This window comes from Bradyrhizobium erythrophlei, assembly GCF_900129505.1.
In the GTDB taxonomy this organism is placed as follows: domain Bacteria; phylum Pseudomonadota; class Alphaproteobacteria; order Rhizobiales; family Xanthobacteraceae; genus Bradyrhizobium; species Bradyrhizobium erythrophlei_D.
Map to the genome: position 1 here is coordinate 4,607,089 of NZ_LT670818.1, position 25,212 is coordinate 4,632,300.

The 25,212-nt window shown below is 62.9% G+C and carries 22 protein-coding genes; 13 read left to right on the forward strand and 9 right to left on the reverse strand.

The window, feature by feature from the left end:
• The first annotated feature begins 17 nt into the window (after positions 1-17).
• A complete protein-coding gene (locus B5525_RS21350) occupies positions 18-254 on the forward strand; it encodes a DUF1127 domain-containing protein (protein WP_079567763.1) in 237 nt (78 codons plus the stop codon).
• A gap of 389 nt (positions 255-643) precedes the next feature.
• Here B5525_RS21350 and B5525_RS21355 read toward each other — a convergent pair whose 3' ends face one another.
• The 4 genes from B5525_RS21355 to B5525_RS21375 form a co-directional block, all read right to left on the reverse strand.
• Entirely contained in the window at positions 644-931 is a 288-nt protein-coding gene (locus tag B5525_RS21355) for a hypothetical protein (RefSeq protein ID WP_079567764.1), read from the reverse strand.
• Positions 932-2,219: 1,288 nt separating this feature from the next.
• Complete coding sequence (locus B5525_RS21360) at positions 2,220-3,575, reverse strand: L,D-transpeptidase family protein (RefSeq protein WP_244567532.1); 1,356 nt, start codon at positions 3,573-3,575, stop codon at positions 2,220-2,222.
• 711 nt (positions 3,576-4,286) lie between these two features.
• Entirely contained in the window at positions 4,287-4,682 is a 396-nt protein-coding gene (locus B5525_RS21370; protein WP_154073350.1) for a helix-turn-helix domain-containing protein, read from the reverse strand.
• A gap of 7 nt (positions 4,683-4,689) precedes the next feature.
• Complete coding sequence (locus tag B5525_RS21375; protein ID WP_079567767.1) at positions 4,690-5,736, reverse strand: LysR family transcriptional regulator; 1,047 nt, start codon at positions 5,734-5,736, stop codon at positions 4,690-4,692.
• A gap of 168 nt (positions 5,737-5,904) precedes the next feature.
• Between B5525_RS21375 and B5525_RS44180 the strand changes: the two genes are divergently transcribed.
• From B5525_RS44180 to B5525_RS21385, 3 genes are all read left to right on the forward strand, one after another.
• Complete coding sequence (locus B5525_RS44180) at positions 5,905-6,375, forward strand: hypothetical protein (RefSeq protein WP_154073351.1); 471 nt, start codon at positions 5,905-5,907, stop codon at positions 6,373-6,375.
• Positions 6,353-6,631, forward strand: coding sequence for a hypothetical protein (locus B5525_RS21380; protein WP_079567768.1), 279 nt, complete (start codon positions 6,353-6,355; stop codon positions 6,629-6,631). Before B5525_RS44180 ends, B5525_RS21380 begins: the two co-directional genes overlap by 23 nt.
• A gap of 260 nt (positions 6,632-6,891) precedes the next feature.
• On the forward strand, positions 6,892-7,626 hold the full coding sequence (locus B5525_RS21385) for a cytochrome c biogenesis CcdA family protein (RefSeq protein WP_079567769.1): 735 nt from the start codon (positions 6,892-6,894) through the stop codon (positions 7,624-7,626).
• Between the two features lie 2 nt (positions 7,627-7,628).
• On the opposite strand, the gene B5525_RS21390 is transcribed toward B5525_RS21385, so the two are convergent.
• Positions 7,629-9,137 (reverse strand): sensor histidine kinase, encoded by a 1,509-nt coding sequence (locus B5525_RS21390; protein WP_079567770.1) that lies wholly within the window; start codon positions 9,135-9,137, stop codon positions 7,629-7,631.
• 129 nt (positions 9,138-9,266) lie between these two features.
• Positions 9,267-10,541: a serine hydrolase domain-containing protein gene (locus B5525_RS21395; protein WP_079567771.1), complete on the reverse strand. Its 1,275-nt coding sequence runs from the start codon at positions 10,539-10,541 to the stop codon at positions 9,267-9,269.
• Between the two features lie 139 nt (positions 10,542-10,680).
• On the opposite strand from B5525_RS21395, the gene B5525_RS21400 reads away from it, so the two are divergent.
• The 6 genes from B5525_RS21400 (at position 10,681) to B5525_RS21425 (ending at position 18,660) form a co-directional block, all read left to right on the forward strand.
• Positions 10,681-11,592, forward strand: a complete 912-nt coding sequence (locus tag B5525_RS21400; RefSeq protein WP_079567772.1) for a dioxygenase — start codon at positions 10,681-10,683, stop codon at positions 11,590-11,592.
• A gap of 305 nt (positions 11,593-11,897) precedes the next feature.
• Positions 11,898-13,280, forward strand: a complete 1,383-nt coding sequence (locus B5525_RS21405) for an MFS transporter (protein WP_079567773.1) — start codon at positions 11,898-11,900, stop codon at positions 13,278-13,280.
• Positions 13,281-13,354: 74 nt separating this feature from the next.
• Entirely contained in the window at positions 13,355-13,780 is a 426-nt protein-coding gene (locus tag B5525_RS21410; protein WP_079567774.1) for a globin family protein, read from the forward strand.
• Positions 13,781-13,789: 9 nt separating this feature from the next.
• Positions 13,790-15,007: an NAD(P)/FAD-dependent oxidoreductase gene (locus tag B5525_RS21415; protein ID WP_079567775.1), complete on the forward strand. Its 1,218-nt coding sequence runs from the start codon at positions 13,790-13,792 to the stop codon at positions 15,005-15,007.
• A 21-nt stretch (positions 15,008-15,028) separates the two neighbouring features.
• On the forward strand, positions 15,029-17,737 hold the full coding sequence (locus B5525_RS21420; RefSeq protein WP_079567776.1) for a nitrate reductase: 2,709 nt from the start codon (positions 15,029-15,031) through the stop codon (positions 17,735-17,737).
• 242 nt (positions 17,738-17,979) lie between these two features.
• On the forward strand, positions 17,980-18,660 hold the full coding sequence (locus tag B5525_RS21425) for an HAD hydrolase-like protein (protein ID WP_079567777.1): 681 nt from the start codon (positions 17,980-17,982) through the stop codon (positions 18,658-18,660).
• Between the two features lie 148 nt (positions 18,661-18,808).
• Here the strand turns inward: B5525_RS21425 and B5525_RS21430 are convergent, their stop codons facing one another.
• From B5525_RS21430 to B5525_RS21440, 3 genes are read right to left on the reverse strand one after another with little or no spacing between them, the layout of a single operon-like run.
• Entirely contained in the window at positions 18,809-19,636 is an 828-nt protein-coding gene (locus tag B5525_RS21430) for a carbohydrate ABC transporter permease (protein ID WP_079567778.1), read from the reverse strand.
• A complete protein-coding gene (locus B5525_RS21435; RefSeq protein ID WP_172900109.1) occupies positions 19,633-20,517 on the reverse strand; it encodes a carbohydrate ABC transporter permease in 885 nt (294 codons plus the stop codon). The genes B5525_RS21430 and B5525_RS21435 overlap by 4 nt, the downstream gene beginning before the upstream one ends.
• Positions 20,518-20,573: 56 nt before the next feature.
• Positions 20,574-21,899, reverse strand: a complete 1,326-nt coding sequence (locus tag B5525_RS21440) for an ABC transporter substrate-binding protein (RefSeq protein ID WP_079567780.1) — start codon at positions 21,897-21,899, stop codon at positions 20,574-20,576.
• 239 nt (positions 21,900-22,138) lie between these two features.
• Here B5525_RS21440 and B5525_RS21445 point away from each other — a divergent pair, with 239 nt between their 5' ends.
• From B5525_RS21445 to B5525_RS21455, 3 genes are all read left to right on the forward strand, one after another.
• On the forward strand, positions 22,139-23,035 hold the full coding sequence (locus tag B5525_RS21445; protein WP_079573635.1) for an SMP-30/gluconolactonase/LRE family protein: 897 nt from the start codon (positions 22,139-22,141) through the stop codon (positions 23,033-23,035).
• Between the two features lie 78 nt (positions 23,036-23,113).
• Complete coding sequence (locus B5525_RS21450) at positions 23,114-23,953, forward strand: aldo/keto reductase (protein WP_079573637.1); 840 nt, start codon at positions 23,114-23,116, stop codon at positions 23,951-23,953.
• A 225-nt stretch (positions 23,954-24,178) separates the two neighbouring features.
• Positions 24,179-25,117: a DMT family transporter gene (locus B5525_RS21455; protein WP_425305319.1), complete on the forward strand. Its 939-nt coding sequence runs from the start codon at positions 24,179-24,181 to the stop codon at positions 25,115-25,117.
• Positions 25,118-25,212 lie beyond the last annotated feature (95 nt).

The following is a 25,212-nucleotide window of genomic DNA, read 5'->3' on the forward strand; positions in this document are numbered from 1 at the left end:
AACCTGGACACACCGCAATGAGCATGATCCACGGGACCACTGAGTTTGGACCGGCAACGGCAAGGCGGCAGTATTACAGCCCCCTCGATGCATATTGGGATGCGTTTCGTGAGTGGCGCAAACGCGAGAGGCTGCGAACCAAGCTGTGCCGGCTGACGGACGGCGAGTTAATGGACATCGGCATCGCGCGTGGTGAGATCGACTACGTCGTCTCGAACCTGACTGTCGACCCCACTGGTTTTCGATCCTCTTAACTCGGTAAATATCAGCGATAGGCGCGCTCACCGATCACTACGATAGACGGTCCGTGTAAGCGGGCCACTTCCGCTTTTGGCACTTTTCGGACATGCCGGGACAGCCTGACGATGTCCGCTCACCGGGTGCCGGCTCAACCGGCCGACCAATCTGAATTGGGTTCGCGCGATGTGACGGACCCATACTCCGCCAACTCCGTTCAAATGATTCATGACTTTCTGTCGCTCGCCAAGGCGATCTACCATTAGGTGTTAAGGACGCTTCCCTGCCATTGCGCCTCTGGATTGCCGAGGTGATTTGCCCGTCCGGGTCAAAATCGGTGACCCATGGTAAACCGCTTGATCCTGTATTCGGTCGCAATGACGGTCTGCCGTTCGGTGCGCGACCCTCACTGCGCCAGATGCGCCGTCAGCGGATGATTGGTGGCCTGGTTGAAGAATGCCGCTTCCTCGGCGGTCGCTTCCAGAAGCTGCTCGTCCAGGTCGTAGACGTCGTTGCGGAACTGGATGGTCTGGTCTTTTGTCATCCACGCCGTCAAATAGATCCAGGCCACCGGGACCTTCTTCGGTAGCGGGATATCGAGACGCTCGCCGGTCGCGATCGCCGCATCGATCGCGGCGCGATTCCATTTTCGCCATTTCCTCCTGCAACAGCCACGCGGCGAGGTCGCGGACATTGTCGATGCGCGAGGCGGCGCATGACACTCAATCGGTCACCCGCATGTACTGCTAGCTGTCCTCACCGCGACACAGCTGACTGCTCGCGTCATAGGCGAACAGATAGGGACGGGCCGCGGGGCTGATTACGGGTCCCCTTTGGGGCCTGAAATCCCCACGTTTCGGCACAATGTGAAGGCGGACAGCCTGTTGCATGCCGTTCACGAGATCGCGAGGGAGCAACGTTCTGCCGCTTTCGCATAGACACAAGACGACCACTTCATAGTCTTCTGTGGAGCACGCAACAGTGTTCACGGTCATTGTAGCGCGGCGCGGCTTGACCCAACAGAAAGGAACCAAACAGAAGGAGACGACCATGAAAATCGCAACTATGGCAGTCGCTATGACGTTCTTGCTCTCGGGAACATGGGCTTTTGCTCAAGGCACGGCGGGCGGTCCCACGTCACTGAGTGGCACCGGACCTTCCAACATCGGGGGCCAAGAACCTTGGAACGTCGGCAATAGGGCTCCCCCCGCGAGGGTTGCGGGCCGGCAGACGCGGCGGGCTGTTTACGGCGCCGGTGTAGTCGGCGCAGGCGCCGCAGCGGTCGGCACGGCTGGCGCGGTCGCGGCCACCTCACCTAACTGGGGATGGGGAGGCAACCCCTACCGCACAGGTTACTACGCAGGTGGTCCTTACTACGGTGAAAGTGTTCGGGGCGCCAGGGCGGCCTACTACGGCGGTTACCCATCCCCAGCTTGGGGCGGTGTGAGTAACAGCGACCGCGAGATGTATATCAAAAATCTGCACGACTCAGGATATAATGTGAAGAACAACTTCAACGCGGCCGGGAACGTCAGCGTACCATGACCAAGCTTGACGACGGACAGATGTACGCCTGCCAGTGAGCATACGAGAGATGAAACGAGGCGGCTCCAAAGCCGCCTCGGAGCGCGTCGTCAGACCGAGGTCGCCGTCAACACATAAGTCCGCTGTTGCACTTTTCGGAAGTGCCCTAATGCGCGACTTAAGTCCGGAATGCGAAACCAAAGCGGAAACCGGCCGACCATCTGAATTGGGTTCGCGCGATGTGACGGGCCCATACTCTGCCAACTCCGTTCAAATGATTCATGATTTTCTGTCGCTCACCAAAGCGATCTACCATTAGGTGTTAAGGACGCTTCCCTGCCATTGCGCCTCCAGATTGCCGAGGTGATTTGCCCGTCGGGTCAAAATCGGTGACCCATGGTAAACTGCTTGATCCTGTATTCGTTCGCAATGAAGGTCTGCCGTTCAGTGCGCGCCGCTCACTGCGCCAGATGCGCCGTCAGCGGATGATTGGCGGCCTGGTTGAAGAACGCCGCTTCCTCGGCGGTGGCTTCCAGAAGCTGCTCGTCCTGGTCGTAGATGTCGTTGCGGAACTGGACGGTCTGGTCTTTTGTCATCCACGCCGTCAAATAGATCCAGGCCACCGGGACCTTCTTCGGCAGCGGGATATCCAGCCGCTCGCCGGTCGCGATCGCCGCATCGATCGCGGCGCGATTCCATTTTGGCATCTCCTCCTGCAACAGCCACGCGGCGAGGTCGCGGACATTGTCGACGCGCGAGCAGCCGTGCGAGTCGAAGCGGTAGTCGTCGCTGAACAGATTGCGCTGGTTGGTGTCGTGCATGTAGACCGAATAGGGGTTCGGCATGTCGATCTTGACGGCTCCCAGCGCATTCCACGCGCCGTTCTGCTGGCGCACCGTGAAGTTCGGCGTGTGGGTGCCGGACCAGTCCACCGAATGCGGATCGATCGGCGCGTCGTGCGAATCCAGCACCTCCATGTGCAGGCGCGCGAGATAGGTCGGGTCCTTGCGCATATGCGCGGAGATTTCGGTCTTCGCGATCGAGGACGGGACGGTCCAGGTCGGGTTGAGATTGACGCTAGTGATTTCGGCGGTCAGCGTCGGCGACGGCTTTTCGGTCTTGCCGACGATCACCCGATAACGCCGCACCACGTGATCGTTTTCGACGGCCTCGGCGAAGGTCGCGGGAAGGTTGACGACGACGTAACGCTGCCCGAATGCGAAATTCATGTTCTGCAGGCGCTCCAGCGACGCCTCGAGCTGCTTGATCCGCTTCTGCACGGGAACGTTGAGGGCGGCAAGCGTTCGCGGCGTCACTGTTCCCGTCGCGGCCAGGCCGTGGCGCACCTGGAAACGTTTTACGGCCTCGGCGACGGCGTCGTCATAGGGACCGGTGGCCTTGTCGGCGGCGAGATCGCCGGTGATGAGAAGACGCCGGCGCAGCAGATCGTCATTGGGCCCCTGGACGCCCACGGCGAATTTGCCGTCGGCGGGAATCGCCGGCCATCCGCCGCGCACCGCCAGATCCGAATAACTCAGCGCCGCTTCCCTGATTCGCTGTGCGGTACCTTCGTCGTAGGTCGGCTCATGCGAGAGCGCCAGGGCCGCCGCCGAACGCAATTCGGGGGTGGACGCGGCAGCAGCCGGTTTTGCCTGCGGTGCGGCGTGCGCGGGGACGGCAGCGGCGGTCGATGGCGCCGCCGGCACCTGCTTGGCCGGGGCCGGCGCGGAAGCGGGGCCTTGCCCCGCGGTGCCAGTGTTTTGGCCATACGCCGAGGCCGTTGCGAGCATCGTGGCAACGGCAATGATCGTCATTCTTCGCATTTTGATGCCCTCGGGAATGCGCCGCGCCGACGGAAGTCGCCGTGGGGACGCTGGATGAAATCAACAAGGCTCGGCCGTTGCGGCCGAACCAACGGAGCGGCATGCGGGTTCGAAAATCGCGTTTTTGCGAAAATAGCCCATGAGAGTCGCGTACTGATTAAGTCGATATTGGCTGCTGTGGCGCCGCCACAAAAGCCGCATTGGACTTTGGTGGTCTTTGATATGTCACAACTGCGGCTAATGTGGTTCGCTGACTGCGTTCGCCGAACCCAAAATATCCCCTGAGTGGGTCCATGCTGCTGGACGCGGAGGCGATCGTCAAGAAGTCGGGCATCGAACTGGACTGATGATCCGGAGCCTCTGGTCTAATCTAATGTGTCAGGTGAAGCCGGCGTCGCAAGGCGTTTTCGATGCTCGCGATGACTGAGTGCGATGGGCTGATTTGTCGGCGCAGGACCGGTCGGGCCGACGTTTGCGGGGGCCACCCGGTGCGGCTGCAAGACCTGCGACGGCCAAGGGCCGCCACTTCCTATGGCGGCAGACTGCTCTTGACGCGGCCGGACCAGCATATCGCCTGGCGCGGCGATGAAACGCCGGCGGACCAGATCGCGTTGATTGATCGCCGCGGTGCTGCAAGCCAAAGTAGCGAGAAGCAAGTGTAGCGAGAAGCCAGAGTAGCGAGGCCGCAAGCGGCCTCGCGGTCTAGTCTTCGTTCGCGGCGATCGATTCCATCAAGGATACCAGCTGACGCTGGACGGTCTGATCCTTGATCTTGCTGTAGGCCCGCAGCAAACGCAGGCTGAAAGCGCTGTCGAGAAACAGCAGGCTTTCGACCTCGCGCGCCTTGCCGTCGCCGTCGTAGAAGAACGTGACGGGCACGTCGAGCGCGGTGGCGATTTGCTGAAGGCGGGCGGCGCCGACGCGGTTGACACCCTTCTCGTATTTCTGGACCTGCTGGAAGCTGACGCCAAGCTTGTCGCCGAGCTCCGCCTGCGAGATCTTTTGTTCGACGCGCCGTAGCCGGATTCGCTTGCCCAGCTCAATGTCGGGTTTGCCGGCACTGCGTTGTTTCATCTTCTTTGCCGCTGATTTGTTCATTCTGGTTCTACCGTCCTTCGGTCGAAAAGTCCCCGAACTGATGGGTCAGGGATTCACCCTTATATACCGGTTTAAATTCCCGTGGATGGATGAATTCGTCTTTAAACCACGGGAATTTTGCAGGGTTAAAGGCTTCTATCAGCCAGTCGATCATGTGCCGTACCCGGGGAATCCGGCCGCTGCCGGGATGATAGGACAGCCAAATATCATACGGCCGGCGCAGTTCAACCTCAAGAGGTACTATCTTCCCGTCAAGCGCGCAGGCATAGGTCGGAAATACCCCGATTCCGGCGCCGTTGGCCACCGCCCAGTAATTGGCGCTGCTTACATTCGTTCTCATCACCAGCAAATCCCGCTGGGAGTAGCCGGGAAACAGGCTCGCGAAAGCCTCCTTGGCGGCGGTCTGATCGGCGACCTGCATCACCAGCCGGTGCTTCACCAGTTCGTCCGGCGTCCGCGGGGCGCCGTGGGTTTCGAGGTATTTCTCGCTGGCAAAGAACATCAAATGCATCCGGCCGAGCCGGACGAGCTTGACGTCCAGCGCCTCCGGCCGCGACAGGTGAATCGCGATGTCGGCCTCGTGCCGCGACACGTCGGCCGAACGCATCGCGCAGTGCAGGTCGACCAGAATGTTGGGGAAGGCCTGCTGGAATTCGACCAGGCGAGGGGCGAGCCAGAAGGTTCCAAGGCCTTCGGTAACGGCCACCCGGACTTCGCCCGAAAGCGTGTTGGCGACGGAATTGCCGGCGCGCAGCAGGTCGAACGACGCGGACTCCATGCGTTCGACGGCCGATACCACCAGCGAGCCTTCGTCGGTCAGGCGGGTGCCATGGACGTCGCGCGTGAACAGGGTGGCGCCGATCTGCCGCTCGAAATCGTCGATTCGGCGGCGAACGACGTTGATGGACAGGTTGAGCCGTTCAGCGGCGGACCGGAAACTCCCGCAACGGACCACTTCCAGGAAAATCCTGGCCGCGTCCCAATCGGTGAGACTGCCGAGAGCGGCTTTTCGGCGTTCCTCCTGAGGAACGCCCCTTTCCAGTACCAGACGCATACACAGCCCTTTCCGCGCGCTAAACTTGGCAGAAGACAAGGGAAATCACAACCATGCCGGGTTCGGGGCAGCGGATTTCGACATCTATTCTCACGGTCAGACCGGTTTCCCGGGAACGCGAGGGCGCGGCGGCCCTAAGACCATACCGTCGCCGGACAGGGGAGCTGCGTGCCTTCAATCGTAAGCTTGGGGATCTGCGCTAACGCAGCGAGCGTTCCGGTCGTCCTGTTTGCAAACACGCAGCAGGAAGATCCGGCGACGCCGCGCTCTTTTGTTATTTCCAAACCCACGATTTCCAACCACCCTGTTTTCAAGACCGATGGTGCGCTGGACAGTTGCGGAAAGGTTCTGGATCCTTCGCGCGGAACCGAACGTCCGGTTGCCTTCATCCGCATCATCGGCGAGTCCGCGTTTTTCAAGCGCACGGCGCTCTCCGTCGGCTGGGCTGAGGATGTTGAGCCTTGTCATTTTGAGCCTTGTCATTTTGAGTCATGTCGCGACGAAATGAGGTTCAAACGGAACAGCCTATCGTGCTATTCTGGCTTCACCGGAATTTCAGCAGAAGCATTTGAAACAGACGATTTGATTGAACCGACTTTACCTCGCAAGCTGGGCTATGGAAGAAACACTGGTGGCTAATTCAGAAGAACGATTGCGTGTGATTCTCGCGACACTCGAGCAGTGCCGGGCGGGTCTGATCGACAGCTCCAACCGGGAAACCGCCCAGTTGGTGTCGGTGGCGATTCTCGAGCTTCGGATGAAGCTCAATCGGATTACCGACCAGGAACTGAGGGCTTTGTGCGATGCGGTGGTGCAGGATGACACCGCCGCGGAACGGCTGCAGTACCCGAAACCGCCGCCACGTCGCCGCCCGCTGCTGAAACTGGTCAAGTAGCCGCGCGGTTCGGCTCCCGGCTCCCCCGGTTCCGCTCCCCTCACGATGGCGGCGAGGGGCAATGCCGCATTGTTGATCGGAAAAATCGCCGTCGGCGGCGGTGAAACCCTCCGCGCCGGCGCTGCTCGGTTGCGCATTCTCGGGCATCCGGTACATCAGACCGGGTCGGCCCGCGCTCCCGACCAGTGTCCCACCCTTGCACCCCCAGGCCCGGCGATGGGTCCACTAGCCGCAAAATTGTCAACGATGGCGACGACTGCATGATTCACGATGTCTCGATCCCCGCGGCGCTGATTGCCGGCCTGGTCAGCTTTCTGTCGCCCTGCGTGCTGCCGCTGGTGCCGCCGTATCTGATCTACCTCACGGGCGCGACCATCGAGCACCTCGAGAATGAGGAGACGGTGTCGTCCTCACAGCGTGCGGTGATGATATCGGCTGCCATGTTCGTGCTCGGGTTTTCCACCGTGTTCGTGGCGCTCGGCGCCAGCGCCTCGCTGATCGGCGCCTTGATCCGCGCCTGGTCGGCGGAGCTTTCGATCGTCGCCGGCATCGTGATCATCGTCATGGGCCTGCACTTCCTCGGGTTGACGCGGATCGGCTTTTTGATGCGGGAAGGGCGGTTGCCGATTCCAAAGCCGATGGGATTGTGGGGCGCCTATGTGATGGGGCTGGCGTTCGCGTTCGGCTGGACGCCCTGCATCGGCCCGATCCTCGCCGCCATCCTGTCGGTGGCCGCCGCCGAGGCGACGGTGACAAAAGGCGCCGGCCTGCTCGCGGTGTATTCCGCGGGTCTCGGCATCCCCTTTCTGATCGCGGCGCTGATGGTCGAACGGTTCTCCGCGCTGTTCTCGCGCATGAAGCGGCATCTCGCCAGTGTCGAGCGGGCGATGGGCGTGCTGATGGTGCTGACCGGCATCGCCTTTCTGACCGGCGCAATCTCCTCCGTCAGCATCTGGCTGCTGGAGGCGTTTCCGGGCCTGCAGAATTTCGGCTGAGGTTAGCCTTCATCCTCGAGCGAGCAGATCACCGTACAGACCACGCCGCGCGGCAGAAAGTCGATGGTGGCTTCGCCGCCGAGCTGGTCACGGGCGCTGCGTTCGATCAGGCGCGAACCGAAACCGCGCTGTACCGGCGCCGTGACGATGGGACCGCCGGACTCGACCCAGACCAGCCGCAGTTTCGGTTTGCCGTTCTCGGTAACGGCTTTCCAGTCGAGCCGGACAGTCCCGGTGTCGTTCGACAGCGCGCCATATTTGGCGGCATTGGTGGCGATCTCGTGGATGATCATCGACAGCACGACTGAAAGCCGCGGCGACAGCGGAACCCTCGGCCCGGACACGCGCACCCGTTCCGGGCTGTTGAGCACGTAAGGCTGCAGGACGCGGCCGACCAGATCCTGCAAATCCGAGCCCTGCCATTTCTGCTTGCTCAGTAGATTGTGCGCTTCCGCCAGTGCGCCGAGCCGGCCCTCGAATGTCTGGCGCTCGGTCTTGCTCGCGCCGCGGAACGTCTGCGTGGCGATCGACTGCAGGATGGCCAGCGTGTTCTTGACGCGATGGTTGAGTTCCTCGATCAGCAGGTCGTGCAGCATCTCGCCGCGGGCGATCGTGGTTGCCATCCGCACCGCAAACGCAAGCCCGGTCAGCAGCAGCGCGCCGCCGATCACGCTGGTGATCGCGAGCTTGCGCCACAATGGGCCGACCAGCGAGCCTTCCGCGATGCCGGCGGCGACCGTCCAGCCGGTGAGCGAGGATCGTACAAAACTCGTGATCAGCGGCTCGTCTTCCAGCGACACCGTCTGCAGGGTTGCCTCGGGCGTGCGAAAAATCTCGGCATACAGTGACGGCGAGGCGCGCTTGCCGATCGACGCCTGTGGGTTCGGCGCCCGCGCAAAATTGATGCCTTCGCGATCAAAGATCGAGATCGTCCAATCCTTGCCCGGGCGCTGTGTGTTGATGATGCCCTGGAAAACCTCGACCGGCGGGCTGAACGAGATGTCATAGACGACCTCGCCGTCGCGAAACACCGGGACCTCGACCGTCACGATTGGTTGCTTCTTCACCGCACCGGTGAACAGGTTCGAGTACTGCAGGTGTCTTGTCGCGAAGACTTTCTCCACGATGGCGCGGTTGTTCCGCGGTGGCAGGCTTGCGGTATCCGGGCTGACAGAGGAGAACAACTGGCGGCCTTCGCGGTCCGCCACCAGCACGACGCCACCGTCGCGGTACTGGTCAAGAAAGCCTTGGGCGATGCCGCGGAATCCCTCGAAATCGCCGTCCCGCAGCGGCTTGGTCAGCGCCAGCACCTGCAATGCACCCGTCATGCGCTGCATCTCGGCATCGAGCACCAGGCGGATGCTGCGTACGGTCTCGAGGACGCGCTGGGAAGCGTCCTTGCGGTCCTGCTCGTAGTCGTTGAAGACGAGCACGGTCGCGAAGACAATCAGTGGCAGGGTGGTCCCGGCGACCAGAAGGGCAAGGCGCACTGGTAGGGAGGGTTTTGGCACGCGGTTCCTGTGTCACTGCCTTCGGCGCGAGGAGAGTGCCGAATGCTCGCGAGCATAGGAGAGCCTCCCACATCCGCCAAGGATTTTGGCCGCGTCAGCCGGTTCCAGCTTCGCGAGTGCTACAGGTCCCTAGATGTTGCTGTCGGTGATCGCAGCGTAAACCATGGTGCGCAGTTCTCGCCGTATCGGGTACGCGCTCGACGGCAGCACCTGGGTCATGAAAATGGCGATCAGTTCTTCCGCGGGATCGATCCAGAACGACGTGGTGGCCGCACCGCCCCAGGAATATTCGCCGGCACTGCCGGGGATCAGCGTCTGGGCGGGGTTCATGGTGACGGAGAAGCCGAGACCGAAGCCGATGCCGTTATAGGTCGCCTCGGAGAACAGCGACCGCGACATCGCCGGCAGGTCGCGTCCGCCGGGCAGGTGGTTTGACGTCATCAAGGCCAGCGTCTTCGGGCCGATCAGCCTGACGCCGTCGAGTTCGCCGCCATTGAGCAGCGCGCGGCAGAAGGTAAGATAATCGGCCGTGGTCGAACACAGGCCGCCGCCGCCGGAAATGAACGAGGGCGACTTCAAGTACGAACTCGTGGTCGGGTCGTCCTGCAGCGTCAGGTCGCCCTTGCGGTCGGTGACATGGAACGTCATGCCGCCTTTCGGATCGGCCGAGTAGCAGGCCGCGAAACGATGCACCTTGTCGGCCGGCACGAAGAAGCCGGTGTCCCTCATGCCCAGCGGATCGAAGATCCGTTCCTTGAGAAATTGCTCGAACGGCATGCCGCTGATCTTGCCGATGAGATAGCCGATCACGTCGGTCGAAACCGAATAATTCCAGGCCTCGCCGGGCGAAAACTCCAGCGGAATTTTGGCGAGTCCATCGACCATCGATTGCAGCGTGCCGGATGTGACGACCTCGCCGATCTTCAGTTCGCGGTAGGCGGCGTCGACGTTGGAGCGCTGCTGGAAACCGTAGGTCAGGCCGGAGGTGTGCCGCAACAGGTCCACGATCAGCATCGGCCGCGATGGCGGTCTGGTCAGGAACGCCGGCGCGGTGCCGGCCTGAAACACGCCGAGGTTCTTCCATTCCGGGATATATTTGTGGACGGGCTCGTCGAGCGCGACGCGGCCTTCCTCGAACAGCATCATGAAGGCCGCGCTCGTGATCGGCTTGGTCATAGAATAGATGCGGAAGATCGTGTCGTCCTTCATCGGCGCCTTGCGCTCGATATCGGCAAAGCCCTGCACCGCGGAATGGACCACCTTGCCGCGGCGATAGACCAGGAGCTGGGCTCCCGGAAAGCGGCCGGCGTCGACGTAGCGGTTCTTGATATGGGCCTCGAGGCGGTCGAAGGCTTGCTTGGACATGCCGGCGGATTCGGGCGAGGCGGGGGTCGGGGCTAACATCGGCACATCTCCGGAGGCTTTCGGGGGCGATCCTTGATAGCCGAAAAGTGTGCAGGATTCCAATCACCGCCTGCTTACCCTGGCCCGGCCGCCGGTGTAGGCTTGCCGCGCAATCGCGTGAACCCGCAGGGACCCTGGCATGCCCCAATTCAACGACACCGAACTGACCGCCGCCGTCGTCAAGAGCTTCGAGGAGACGCCCGATCCGCGTGTCAAATTCCTGATGGAAGAGCTGGTGAAGGCGCTGCACGGCTTCGTCCGCAAAACCGATCTCAGTTTCGACGAATGGGCTTATGCGATCGATTTCCTGACCCGCGTCGGGCAGAAGTGCTCGGCAAGCCGGCAGGAATTCATCCTGCTGTCGGACGTGCTCGGGGTTTCGATGCTGGTCGATGCCGTCAACCACAGGGAGCGCGAGGGCGCGACCGAAACCACGGTGCTCGGTCCGTTTTATGTCGGCGAGCACAAGCCGATGCCGCACGGCACCGACATCTCCGCGAACCTGACCGGCGAGCGGATGTTCGTGCAGAGCCGAGTCACCGACCTCAAGGGCAAGCCGCTGGCCGGCGTCGCCGTCGACGTCTGGCACGCCGATGATGACGGCTATTACGACTCGCAGCGGCCGGATTACGAGACCGCAGGTCCGTCATCCCGGGCACGCTTTATCACCGACGCCGACGGCCGGTTCTTCTTTCGCACCATCCTGCCCTGCAGCTATCCGATCCCGACCGACGGCCCGGTCGGGCAGATGATCCTGCAGACGCGGCGCCACCCGAACCGGCCGGCGCATATTCATTTCCTGGTCGATGCGCCCGGCCATGAGCCGCTGGTCACCCATGTCTTCATCGAGGGTGACAAATATCTCGATTCCGACGTGGTGTTCGGGGTCAAGAACGACCTGGTTTCCAGGGTCGAGAAACGCACCGATCAGGTGATGCCCGACGGCAAGTCGGCGGAGGCGCCCTGGCATTTGATGACCTACGAATTCCGCATGAAACCGGGCCAGGGCGCCGCGCCGAAGCCGATGATGGCGGCGACCGAAGACGCCTGAAAAATCGCGGCCGAAAACGCCTGCTCAATTTTTGTGCGCCGCACAAGAAATGAGCGAATCGCAAATTTTCAATGCGTTGGGCGGGCGGCGGGCGATCCAAGCTCATCCGATAATTCATTGTAATATAAATAGTTTTTTTAGCGCGGCGGCTTGGCACGAAGCTTGAAAGGCTTCTGCCGACGCCATCGTTGCCGTCCTTCGAAAACCAATCATCCGAATTTGTGACACCGCCGAACCGGGGCCTCCCCGGAGCGCGCCGCTGTGTCTCCGAGCGATCCTGATGACAGTTGAAAGGAAACATCTTAATGAGCAGCCAAGACCCGACCTGGATCTCCGATTGGAACCCAGAGGATGAGACGTTCTGGAATTCCAAGGGCAAAGTCGTCGCCCGGCGCAACCTGATCTGGTCGATCGTTGCGGAGCATATCGGATTTTCGGTCTGGCTGATCTGGAGCATCGTCGCGACCAAGTTGCCGGCGGCTGGCTTCCACTACACGACCGACGAATTGTTCCAATTGGTGGCGGTGCCCGGGTTGATCGGCTCGCTGATGCGGTTTCCCTACACGTTCGCGGTGACGATGTTCGGCGGCCGCAACTGGACGATCTTCAGCGCGACGGTGCTGTTCATCCCGACACTCGCGCTCGCCTATTTCGTCAGCCATCCCGAAACGCCGTTCTGGATGATGTTGCTGGTGGCATCCACCGCGGGTCTCGGCGGCGGCAATTTCGCCTCCAGCATGGCCAATATCTCCTTCTTCTATCCCGACCGCATGAAGGGTTGGGCGCTCGGGCTGAATGCGGCCGGCGGCAATATCGGCGTCTCGAGCGCGCAATTGCTGACGCCCATTCTGATGGGCGTCGGCCTGTTCAATCTCTATCAGGCAACGCCGGTCGCCGGCGTCTACCTGCAGAACGCAGGCCTGATGTGGGTGTTGCCGATCGCGGTCGCTGTGGTCGGCGCCGTCTTCTTCATGAACAACCTGACCTCGGCCAAGTCCTCCTTCAAGGACCAGCTCGCGATCGTCGGCCGCAAGCACACCTGGATCATGGCGTTCATCTATATCGGGACGTTCGGCTCCTTCATCGGCTACTCCGCCGCGTTTCCGCTTCTGATCAAGACGCAGTTCCCGGCGGTCACGATTGCGATCGCGTTCCTCGGACCGCTGGTTGGCTCGCTGTCGCGTCCACTCGGCGGCCTGCTTGCCGACAAAGTCGGCGGCGCGATTGTGACGTTCTGGAACTTCATCGCGATGGGAGCGGCGACGATCGGCGTGCTGTACTTCGTAGGCATCAAGGACTTTACCGGCTTCCTGGTGATGTTCCTGATCCTGTTCGTCACCACCGGTATCGGCAACGGATCGACCTACCGGATGATTCCGTCGATCTTCCGCGAGGAGAATCTTCACAAGGCAAAGGGCAAGGGTGAAGCCGGCCGGGCGCTCGCCATGAAGGTCGCCAGCATCGAGAGCGGCGCCGCGCTCGGATTCATCGGCGCGATCGGCGCCTGCGGCGGCTATTTGATCCCGAGCGGCTTCGGCAAGTCGATCGCCATCACCGGTGGTCCGCAGCTGGCGCTGGAAATCTACCTGGCCTTCTACGCGGTCTGCCTCGCGCTCACCTGGTGGTTCTACCTGCGCAGGAGCCCTGCGACATCGAGCGCGACTAGCCTCGCCGAAGCGCGCATCTGATCTTGGATATCGACCCACCTCGTCCCGCTCGCGGGGCGGGGTGGCAACGAGGCAGGAGAAGCAGGAGCGAAAAAATGACACCCGATCAAGTCAAACTCGTGCAGCAGAGTTTTGCGAAAGTCGCACCGATTTCCGAAACGGCCGCGGTCTTGTTCTACGACCGGCTGTTCGAGATCGCGCCACAGGTCAGGGCGATGTTTCCGGCCGACATGACCGAGCAGCGTAAGAAGCTGATGATGACGCTGGCGGCGGTGGTCAACGGGCTCGCCAATCTCGACTCGATCCTGCCCGCCGCGAGCGCCTTGGCAAAGCGCCACGTCGCTTACGGCGCGAAGGCCGAGCACTATCCGGTCGTAGGCTCAGCATTGCTGTGGACCCTGGAAAAAGGACTTGGCGAAGCCTGGACGCTGGAACTCGCGGAAGCGTGGACGGCGGCTTACGGGACGCTGTCCGGCTTCATGATTGCCGAAGCCTATGGCCGCCCCCAGGCCGCGGAGTAAGGACACACCGTGAGTGAACCGCTGGTTATCGTCGGCAACGGAATGGCCGCCGCGCGACTGGTCGACGAACTGGCGAAGGTGGCGCTCGGACGTTACGCCATCGCCGTGATCGGCGAGGAGCCGCGGCTTGCGTATAATCGCGTGCTGCTGTCGTCGGTTCTCGCCGGCGAGACCGCCTCGCACGACATCGAACTGCGGCCGGCCCAATGGTGGCGCGACCGCGGCGTTACCCTGAAATACGGCTGCGTTGCCACCGAGATCGACGTCGGCCGCCGCGAGCTCAAGATCGCGGGCGAGGAGAGCATCGGCTTTTCCAAGCTCGTGCTGGCCACCGGCTCGACGCCGCTGCGGCTTGGCGTGCCCGGCGTCGATTTGGCGGGCGTGCATACCTTCCGCGACAGCCGGGACGTCGACCTGCTGCTGACGCTGGCGGCGCAAAAGAAGCGCGTCGTCGTGGTCGGTGGCGGATTGCTCGGCCTGGAAGCGGCTTACGGCCTCGCCAAGGCGGGCGCTGTGGTGACGCTCATTCATCTGATGGACCGGCTGATGGAGCGCCAGCTCGACGCACCGGCGGCGGAACTCTTGAAATCCCAGGTCGAGCGCAAGGGCATCAGGGTTCTGCTCAACGCCAATACCGCACGGCTCCATGGCGAGACGCACGTTGAAAGCGTCGAACTCGTGGACGGACGCCGGATCGATGCCGACGCGGTGATTTTCGCCGCCGGCATCCGGCCCAACGTTTCGCTGGCGAAGGACGCCGGCATTCCCGTCAATCGCGGCATCGTCGTCGACGACGTCTTGCAGACCGGCGTTCCCGGTATTTTCGCGCTCGGCGAATGCGCCGAGCATCGCGGCACCTGCTACGGGCTGGTCGAGCCGGCCTACGAGCAGGCGCGGGTGCTGGCGCGGCATCTCGCGGGCAACACCTCGAGCTACGGCGGCAGCGTGGTTGCGACCAACCTGAAAGTGTCGGGGGTCAGCGTGTTTTCCGCCGGCGACTTCATGGGCGCGGAAGGCTCGGAGGCCATCGTGCTCAGCGATGCCAGACGCGGCGCCTACAAGAAGCTGGTGATTTCCGGCGGCCGCCTCACCGGCGCGGTGCTGGTCGGCGATGTCGCGGATGCACTCTGGTATCTTGAACTGATCCGGACCCGCGAGCCGATCGCAGCGATCCGCCGCGACATGATGTTCGGCCGCTCGCTCGTGCTTCCGTCGAAGGCGGCATAGGCCAATGATGCGAAACCTGCAATGACCTCCGTCGATCCCACGCTGCGCGCCACGCGCACCACCTGTCCCTATTGCGGCGTCGGCTGCGGCGTGCTCGCGACGCCCGACGGCAGCGGTGGTGCCGCGATCTCGGGCGATCCCGAGCATCCAGCCAATTTCGGCCGGCTGTGCTCGAAAGGCTCGGCGCTCGGCGAGACGCTTGGCATTGAAGACCGGCTGCTCTATCCGATGATCCGTGTCAGCAAGGGCACCATGGAGCGGGTGGCCTGGAGCGATGCGCTCGACCATATCGCGCACCGGTTCGCCCATATCATCAAGCGCGACGGTCCGGGCGCGGTGGCGTTCTATCTCTCGGGCCAGCTTTTGACCGAGGATTATTACGTCGCCAACAAGCTGATGAAGGGGTTCATCGGCAGCGCCAATGTCGATACCAATTCGCGGCTCTGCATGTCGTCGTCGGTCGCCGGCCACCGCCGCGCCTTCGGCGCCGACACCGTGCCGGGCTGCTACGACGATCTCGACGAAGCCGACCTTCTGGTGCTGGTCGGGTCCAACGCGGCGTGGTGCCACCCCGTGTTGTTCCAGCGCATGCTCGCCAACAAGCAGGCGCGCGGCGCGCGCATCGTGGTGATCGATCCGCGCCGGACCGATACCGCCGGGGATGCCGACCTGTTTCTCGGATTGAAGCCGGGCACCGATACCGCGCTGTTCAGCGGCCTCTTGGTGCATCTCGCCGACACCGGCGCGCTCGATCGCGCCTATCTCGATTCCCACACCGCCGGATTCGAGGAGGCGCTGGCGCGCGGGCGCGGCATCGCCGGCAGCATCGGCGCGACCGCGCTTGCGACCGGGCTCTCCGAGCCCGATGTTGCCGAGTTCTTCCGGATGTTTGCCAACACGCCGCGTGTGGTCACGCTGTATTCGCAAGGGGTCAACCAGTCGGCGCAGGGCACCGACAAGGTCAATGCCATCATCAATTGCCACCTCGCGACGGGGCGGATCGGCAAGCCGGGCGCTTCGCCGTTTTCGCTGACCGGCCAACCCAACGCGATGGGCGGGCGGGAGGTCGGCGGGCTCGCCAACCAGCTCGCCGCGCATATGGGTTTCACGCCGCCGGATATCGACCGGGTGCGGCGGTTCTGGAAAGCACCGCGGATCGCGACCCATGAAGGGCTGAAGGCGGTCCAGATGTTCGAGGCGATCGGGCGCGGCGAGATCAAGGCGCTGTGGGTGATGGGCACCAATCCCGCGGTGTCGCTGCCGGACGCCGACGCCGCGCGCGCCGCGCTGAAGAAGCTCGAATTGTTCGTCGTGTCGGAAAACGTGCGTTCCAACGACACCGTCAAGGCGGGCGCGCATGTGCTGTTGCCGGCGCAGGCCTGGGGCGAAAAAACAGGAACCGTGACCAATTCGGAGCGGCGAATATCGCGCCAGCGCGCGTTCTTGGACGCGCCGGGGGAAGCAAAACCCGACTGGTGGATCGTCGGCGAGGTCGCCAGGCGGCTCGGCTTTTCCGCCGGGTTCGATTTTAATTCGGTGGCGGATATTTTTCGCGAACATGCCGCTCTGTCGTCGTTCGAGAACGAAGGCAGCCGCGATTTCGATATCGGCGCGTTGCAGACCGTGTCGGACGAGGGCTTCGACGCGATGGTGCCGTTGCAATGGCCGATGCAATGGGGCGACATCGAGCCGCGGCAGCGGTTCTTCGCCCGCGGCGGGTTCTTCACCAACGACGGCAAAGCCCGTTTCGTTGCGCCGGAAATCCCGGCGCTGCACACCGAGACCAGCGCCGGCCGGCCGCTGCGGCTGAATACCGGCCGCATCCGCGACCAATGGCACACCATGACCCGCACCGGGATGAGCCCGCGGCTCGGCCAGCACCTGCCGGAGCCGTTCGTCGAGGTGCATCCGGACGATGCCATCCGCTACGGCGTCGCCGACGGCGGTTTTGCGCGTGTCACCACCGATTACGGGCAATGCACGCTCAGGGTTGCCGTCAATGCAAGGCAGCAGCGCGGCATGCTGTTCGCGCCGATCCACTGGAACGAAGAGAACGCCTCCGCCGCGCGGGTCGGCGCGCTGGTGGCGCCTTTCACCGATCCCTATTCCGGCCAGCCCGAGAACAAGGCGACGCCGGCGTCGATCACGCCCTATGAATACGTCTTCCGCGGTTTTGCCCTGTCGCGGGTCAAGCTCAAGCTGCCCGATCATCTCTGGTGGACGCGGGTGACGGTCGCGGGCGGCTACGGCTATCTGTTCGCCGACAACGCCGATCTCGCCCGGTGGCAATTGTGGATGCGGTCGGCCGCCGGCAGCGATCTTGCCGAATACAAGGATTTCGGCGGCGGGGTGTTTCGCGCGGCTTCCTTCACCGGAGACCGAATCGAGACCTGTCTGTTCGTCGGTCCGGCGCGGGACGCGGGTGATTGGGAGGTGGTGAAGGGCTTGTTTGCCACTGAGGCCCTCGGCGAGGATCAGCGCCGGATGTTGCTGTCGGGCAAATCCACCGATGGGCTCGCCAGCGGCGGCCCGATCGTCTGCGCCTGCTTCGGCGTCGGCCGCAACACGCTTTGCGATGCCATCGCGGCCGGCGCCGGCAGCGCCGCCGAGATCGGCGCGCAACTGAAGGCGGGCACCAATTGCGGCTCCTGCATTCCGGAGCTGAAGCGGTTGATCGCGCAGGCGGGGACGGTTGCGGAGCAACCTAATCTGGCGGTGGCTGCAAGCTAGGTCTCCGGCAGGTCGTGCCATGGCCGACCCGACCGCAGGACCAGAAAGACCCATTGAGCACGCGATTGTCATCTACGCGCCGAACGCCGCGCGGTTGTCGGGCCGCATCGGCTTGATCGCGGTCCATTTCGGCGGCATAGCGGAAACCGCCGGACTTACTGCTGCCGCAACCCGGTCGCGCATAGCGGACTTCGAATCAGTCGAACATTTACTCGCTTGGCTGCGATCACTATGCTGAAGCCATGGCCCCGCCTTGCTCTGTTCTTCTCGATCTCGACGGCACCCTGATTGATTCGCAGCCCGGCATTTTGGCAAGTTGCCACGCGGCGCTCCGCACTCTTGGACACGAGCCGAGCGAAATCCTCGACATCAAGCGGGTCATCGGGCCGCCGCTCGAGGACGTGATGCAATTCTTGCTGCAGCCATATGGGGACGACAGGATTGCTGAGGCCGTATTGGCCTTTCGTCAGCACTACGGTGAAAGCGGCCTTCTCGGAAGCGAGCCCTACCCGGGAATAGGCAATTCTCTAAGAGAGATGCAGCAAGGAGGATTGCGATTATATTTGGCAACCTCGAAGCGGGAGGCATTCGCGCGTCGTATTCTGGAGCATTTGGAGCTTGCTGCGTATTTCGATGGCATCCACGGCTCGGTGCCGGGCGGCGAGCTGGACCACAAGCCTGAGCTACTCGCCCATATCTTGTCGGAGCATCATATTTCACCCGCGCGGAGTTTGATGGTCGGGGACCGCCGCTACGACATTTCTGGCGCCCATGCGGTTGGAATGCGCGGTCTTGGAGTACTCTGGGGCTATGGTACCCGAGATGAACTAGAAGGCGCTGGCGCAGATCAATTGGTGGAATCTTCTGTTGATCTCGCTTGTACAGTTCTCGCGATGGTTAGTGGAAAGCGGCCCTTGAGCTAGGCCTCCCAATTGCAATCGAGACGATGGCTGGACATCGCTTCGCTTCGCTTCGCTGCGAAATCCGATCGGTATCGGGGCATAGCGGACTCCAGCAAGCCGTTGGCCTGGCAGATCCACGGGTTTCACGGCCAGGGTCGCTACGGGAAATTCACCCGCCCTTGACGGCGCCCGCGGTCAGGCCGGCCACGATCTGGCGCTGCGCGAACACCGTCAAGAGCAGCACCGGCAGCGTCACGATCAGCGCGGCGGCGGCGAGCGGGCCCCAGCTCAGCTGGTCGAACGAAATCATGTTGTAGACGGCAACCGGCAGCGTGCGCGTCTCGCGTCCCGCCAGCACGATGCCGAAGACGAAATTGTTCCACGAAAAAATCACGGCGAGGATGAAGGCGACCGCGATGCCCGGCCGCGCGATCGGCAGTGCTACGTAGCGGAACACCTGCCAGCGGGTGGCGCCGTCGATCAGCGCGGATTCCTCCAGCTCCATCGGCGTCGTCTCGAAATAGCCGATCATGATCCAGATCACGATCGGCACCGTCACCACGAGATGGATGATGATCTGCGGCCACAGCGTGCCGAGCAGGCCGAGCCACTGGAACAGCAGGAACAGCGGAATGAGATAGGAGAGGCCGGGCGTGATGCGCGCGATCAGGATCACCACCGCCGCCTTGTGCGCGCGCATGCGGGCAAGCCCATAGCCCGCGGGCACGCCGACCACGAGCGCGAAGGCGGTTGCCGTCCCCGTCACGATCAGGCTGTTCATGAAGTAGGTGGAAAAACGGTTGGAGCGGAAGACGGCGGCGTAGTTGCCCCAGTTGAAATGCTCGGGGATGAATACCGGCGGATAGGACGCGTTGTCGACCTCGAATTTGACCGACAGCGACAGCATCCAGAGGAAGAACAACACGGCCGGCGACACGATCACGATCAGCGCGAAGCCGAGGCCGACGCGGCCGAGCCATTGCCGCAGCGGGCTCATGCCACGCCTCCGGCGTCGTTCCAGTGCGTACGCTGGCGCAGCCGAAGCAGCGCACCGGCGAGGGCAACGATCAGCGCGAAGAACACCACCACGATCGCGGAAGCGTAGCCGACGTCGTAATAGACGAAGGCGACGCTGTAGAGATAGAGGTTGATGGTTTCGGAAGCCGTGCCGGGGCCGCCCTGGGTAATGGCGAAGATGATGTCGAAGCTCTTCACCGCATCGATCATGCGGATCATCGACGCGATGAACAGGAACGGCATGATCAGCGGCAGCGAGATGTAGCGGAATGTCTGCCAGCGGGTGGCGCCATCGATCAGCGCGCTCTCATAAGGTTCGGCCGGGATGGCGGCAAGGCCCCCGAGCACGATCAGCATCACCAGCGGCGTCCATTGCCAGGTTTCGACCAGGACCAGCGAGGGAATCACGGTCGCGGGGTGAAACACCCAGAGCTGCGGCGGTATCCCGACCAGCGACAGCAGGTAATTGAGGATGCCCAGTTGCGGGTGGAACATCATGGTCCACACCAGGGCGATCGCGACCGGAGTCGCCATCATCGGAAGGATAAAGAGGCCGCGCAGAAAACCGCGCATCGGAAATTTGGCGTGAAACACCACCGCAGCGAGCGTCCCTAACAGCAACGGCAGCGCCACCGACAGCGCGGTATAGACCAGCGTGTGCCACACCGATTCGACAAAACGCGTGTCGGTCGGCAGGCGGATGTAATTCGCAAGGCCAACGAAGGTCGGCGGCGAGCCGACCTTCCATTCGTGCAGGCTCATCCAGATGGTGTAGGCCCAGGGGAAGATGATGACCGCGAGCACCACGATCAGCGCGGGAAGAACGAACGGCCAATAGGATGGCGGCTGCCAGCCTTTCATTTCGGGCGCGGCGGCGTCCGATCGCGCCGGCGCCGATTCGCTCGCGCTCAGGCCGCTCACGACTTTTCGCTGCGCTCCAGAATGGGGCGGAATTGCTCGTGCGCCTTTTTCAGTTCCGTCGCCGGATCCGCCCCCGACAATGTCGCGGTCAGCGCCGCGCCGACGATGTCACGGAATTCCGCGACGGGTACGATGACGGGGAGGCCCAGTTTTGAAATTTTGGCCGAACCGATCACGGAGTCCAGCCACTCGGCCGGCATCTTGACGCCCTTGCGCACGGTCTCGTCGTTGAGGATCGAGTTGCGGAACGGGACGCCGCCGCCGCTTTGCAGCAGCCGCGCGCCCATGGTCTTCGACACCGCCCATTGGCAATAGAGATAGGCGGCCTCCTTTTTGGTGCTGGCCTGGGGAATGCCGATGCCGTCGCCATAGGCGGCGGAATACTGGCCTTTCGGTCCGGCCGGCACCAGGGCATAGCCGATCTTTCCGACCACGCGCGACGCATTGGGGTCCTCGATCGGCGGGGCCCAGCCCACGCCGTCGATCCACATCGCCGCGCGGCCCTGGGTCAGCGAAGCCATCGACTCCATCCAGTTGAAACCGGCAACGCCGGGAGGCGCGGTCTTGGTCAACAGGCGCTGATACAATTTGGTGGCCTCGATCCCTTCCGGGCCGTCGGTGAGGATGTTGCCCTTGGCGTCGAGAAACTCGCCGCCATAGTCGAGGAAGAAATTGGTCCACAGCGTCATGTTCGCGTTGCGCAGACCGCGGCCGGTAAAGCCGTAGATGCCGTTGGCGGGGTCGTTGAGTTTTTCCGCGGCTATGGCCATCTCGTCCAGGGTTTTCGGCAGGGTCACTCCCTTTTTGGCGAACAGCTCCTTGTTCCAGTAAAGAATGAAATAGTCGACCGACCAGGGCAACGAATGCATTTCGCCTTTGTCGTTCTGGGCAAACTGCAGGCCGCCGGTGGAGAAATCGTCCACGGTCAGGTCGGGCGCGGTCAGGTTCGGATCCTTCATGAAGCCGGTGAGGTCCGCGAGCCAGCCCGCCTTTTCGAATTGCCGTTTCTGCACGTGATAGCTGACGTGAATGACGTCGAAGCTCGGCCTGCCGGAGGTGAGTTCGATCACGGCTTTTTGCCGTTGCTGCTGCTCGGGAATAACTTCTGATTCGACCTTGATGCCGGTAAGGTCGGTAAATTCGGATGCGTATTTCTGCAGCAGTTCGCCGCGCGGCCCTTTGATCAAATTGGCTTCGATCGTGGTGCCGGCATATTTCTTCCACTGTACGTCGGCGCGCGCGGGGAAACCGGTCAGGCTGAGTGCGGTGGTCGCGAGCGTGCCCTGCAATAGGGAACGCCGGGTCGGGCCGAAATGGGCCATGTCGTTATCCTCCCTGCCATCCGCCTTTATCGGCGGTGATTATCTTGTCGGCGCGTCGGCGGTGGCCGGGCGGCCGAAGTGCAGATTCATAGCACGCCACGGGATCGGAACAAGAATGTCATGACATGTCAAAGCATCTTTGCGTTCTGCGCAGGCTGCACCCGGCGCGCGCCGATATCGACGGCGCGGATGTGCCGATCTATGGTGCCGTCTTCCTGGGCAGGTGAAATCACGCGATGATGTATCTGGACGCGCCGCCGCGGCTGATCGAGACCAACGTTTTTTCGGCGATGCCGGAGGCATTCCGGCGCAAGGGCGTCGCGACCGAGTGGGCCGACGCCAACCGCCCGGGCCAGCCGACCGACTGCTTCATTGAAGGCCCGTCCTTCGACGCCCAGGGCAATCTCTACATCGTCGACATTCCCTTTGGACGCATCTTCAGGATCGCGCCCGACGGTACATGGTCGCTGGTGATCGAATATGACGGCTGGCCCAACGGCCTGAAGATCGGCGCCGACGGGCGGATCTTCGTCGCGGATTACCGGCGCGGCATCATGGAACTCGATGTCAAGGCAACGCGGATGCTGCCAGTCCTGACCACGCGCAATTCGGAATCCTTCAAGGGCTGCAACGATCTGCATCTGGCCTCGAATGGCGACATCTATTTCACCGACCAGGGACAGACCGGGCTGCACGATCCGACCGGGCGGGTTTTTCGGCTTTCGCCCGATGGCCGGCTCGCCTGCCTGATCGATACCGGCATCAACCCGAACGGACTGGTGCTCGATCCCGCCGAGAAAGTGCTGTTCGTGGCGATGACCCGCGACAACGCAGTGTGGCGCATGCCGTTGATGAAGGACGGCAACGTGGCGAAGGTCGGCCGCTTCTGCTCGACCTTCGGCGCCAGCGGTCCCGACGGGATGACCATGGACAGCGCGGGACGGCTGTTTGTGGCGCACGCCTCGCTCGGACATGTCTTCGTGTTTGCGCCCAATGGCGAACTGATCGCGCGGATCAAATCCTGCGCGGGCCCGAGTTGCACCAACGTCGCTATTGGTGGAAAGGACCGCAACCGCCTCTATATAACGGAGTCCGTGACCGGTTCGGTGCTGGTTGCGGATATCGCTGGTCTTTAACATGTCATTGCGAGCCAACGGGGCGCGCATTCGCGCGACCCGTTGGCTCGCAATGACGAGGAAACATCAGAGGTCATCTTGAAACAGCAACAATTCGGCAGCGGTGGCCCGCAAGTGTCCGTGATCGGGCAGGGCACCTGGTACATTGATCGCGGCGATCGCACGCGCGCGGTCGCGGCATTGCGGCGGGGCATCGATCTCGGCATGACCCATATCGACACCGCCGAGATGTACGGCGACGCCGAACTTGTGATTGCGGAGGCCATCGCCGGGCAGCGCGATGATGCCTTCCTGGTCTCGAAGGTGTTGCCGAGCAACGCCTCGCGGCGCGGCACCGTCACCGCCTGCGAGCGCTCGCTCAAGCGGCTGAACACCGACCGGCTCGATTGCTATCTGCTGCATTGGCGCGGATCGTATCCGCTAGCCGAAACCGTCGCCGCGTTCGAGCAGCTGGTTGGTGCCGGAAAGATCCGCTCCTGGGGCGTCAGCAATTTCGATGTTGAGGATCTCGACGAACTGCTCGTGGTCGCAGGCGAAGGCAAGATCGCCTGCAATCAGGTGCTCTATCATTTGAAGGAACGTGCGATCGAGCACGCGGTGATTCCATGGTGCAAGCAGCACGGCACGGCGGTGGTGGCCTATTCGCCGTTCGGCCACGATGATTTTCCTGGTCCGCAAAGCAAGGGCGGCGCGGTGCTGCAGACGGTTGCCAAGGCGCATGGCGCCTCGCCGCGCCAGGTCGCGCTGGCTTTCCTGACGCGCGAGCCCGAGCTGTTTGCGATTCCAAAAGCCTCAAGCGAGCAGCACGCCGCCGACAATGCGGCGGCCAGCAGGCTTGTGCTCGGCGCCGACGACATCGCGGCCCTCGACAAGGCCTTTCCGCGCGGACCTAAGCCGCGCGGCCTGCCGATACTGTAGCGCACACGGTCTCTGACGAATTGTTTCAGCATCGGCAGCGAGTTGCCGGTGCGGCGTGCCGTCGCGCCCGATCGCGCATATCGGCTGCCTGTTTTCGGGCCTTGTCTGTCCGGGCCGATTATCGTTTTTTAGCGGCTCGCCCGATTCGACTGATTTCATCGCCCGAGTTCCGCCGTGACCCCGCCACCCGCCGCAGCCGCCAGGCTGGACAGTGCCGCATCGCCTCTGCCTGAGAAGAAATCGGCCAAGCGTACCGCGCCGGCGCGCGCCGACCGGCCGTTTCGCGGCATCGCGCTGATCCTGGCGTCGACGGTGTTTCTCGGCGCGTCCGACGTCACCGCGAAATATCTGTCGGCGACGCTGCCCTCGATCGAGATCGCGTGGATCAGGTTTGTCGTGTTCGCGCTGATCATGTCGCCGGCGATGCTGCCGGGCTCGCCGCTGTTTGCACTGCACTCGCAGCGGCCGGGTTTTCAATTGATGCGCGGCGTCGCGCTGCTGGGTTCGTCGCTGTTCTTCATTTCGGGCTTGCGGTTTCTGCCCATCGCGGAAGCCTCCGCCACCGGTTTCGTCTCGCCGCTGTTCGTCACGGCGCTGTCGATCGTGTTTCTCGGCGAGCGCGTCGGCGCGCGCCGCTGGATCGCGACCGCGCTCGGCCTGATCGGCGTGCTGGTCATCCTGCGGCCGGGCTCGGGCGCGTTTCATCCCGCGGCGTTCTTCCCGATCGTCTCGGCGCTGGCCTGGGCCTGCACGCTGGTCATGACGCGGATGATGAGCGGCAAGGAACATGCGCTGACCACCATGACCTATTCGTCGATCGCGGGCGTTGGCGTGCTGTGCGTGCTGGTGCCGTTCGTCTGGGTCGCGCCGAGCTGGCACGATATCCTGTTCGGGATTGTCATCGGTGTCGCCTCGACCGCGGGGCAGTGGATCGTGGTGCTCGCGTTCCGCTATGCCGATGCTTCGGTGCTGGCGCCGTTTTCCTACACCCAATTGTTGTGGGTCTCGATCCTCGGTTTCGTCATTTTCGGCGAGGTGCCGGATATCTGGACCGTGACCGGCGCCGTCTTCATCGTCGGCAGCGGCCTCTACACCGCGCACCGCGAGCGTATCAGGCGCTCGCAGCTGTTGGCGCTGGACGGGGAATTGTCGCCCAATCCCTGAAGGCAGTTCGCTTTACTGATCGCGGAAGCTTTTCGTTGCCGCGAAATGGATTGCTTCGCGGAGCCTGTCATCGGGCGGCGCTTTGCGCCGACCCG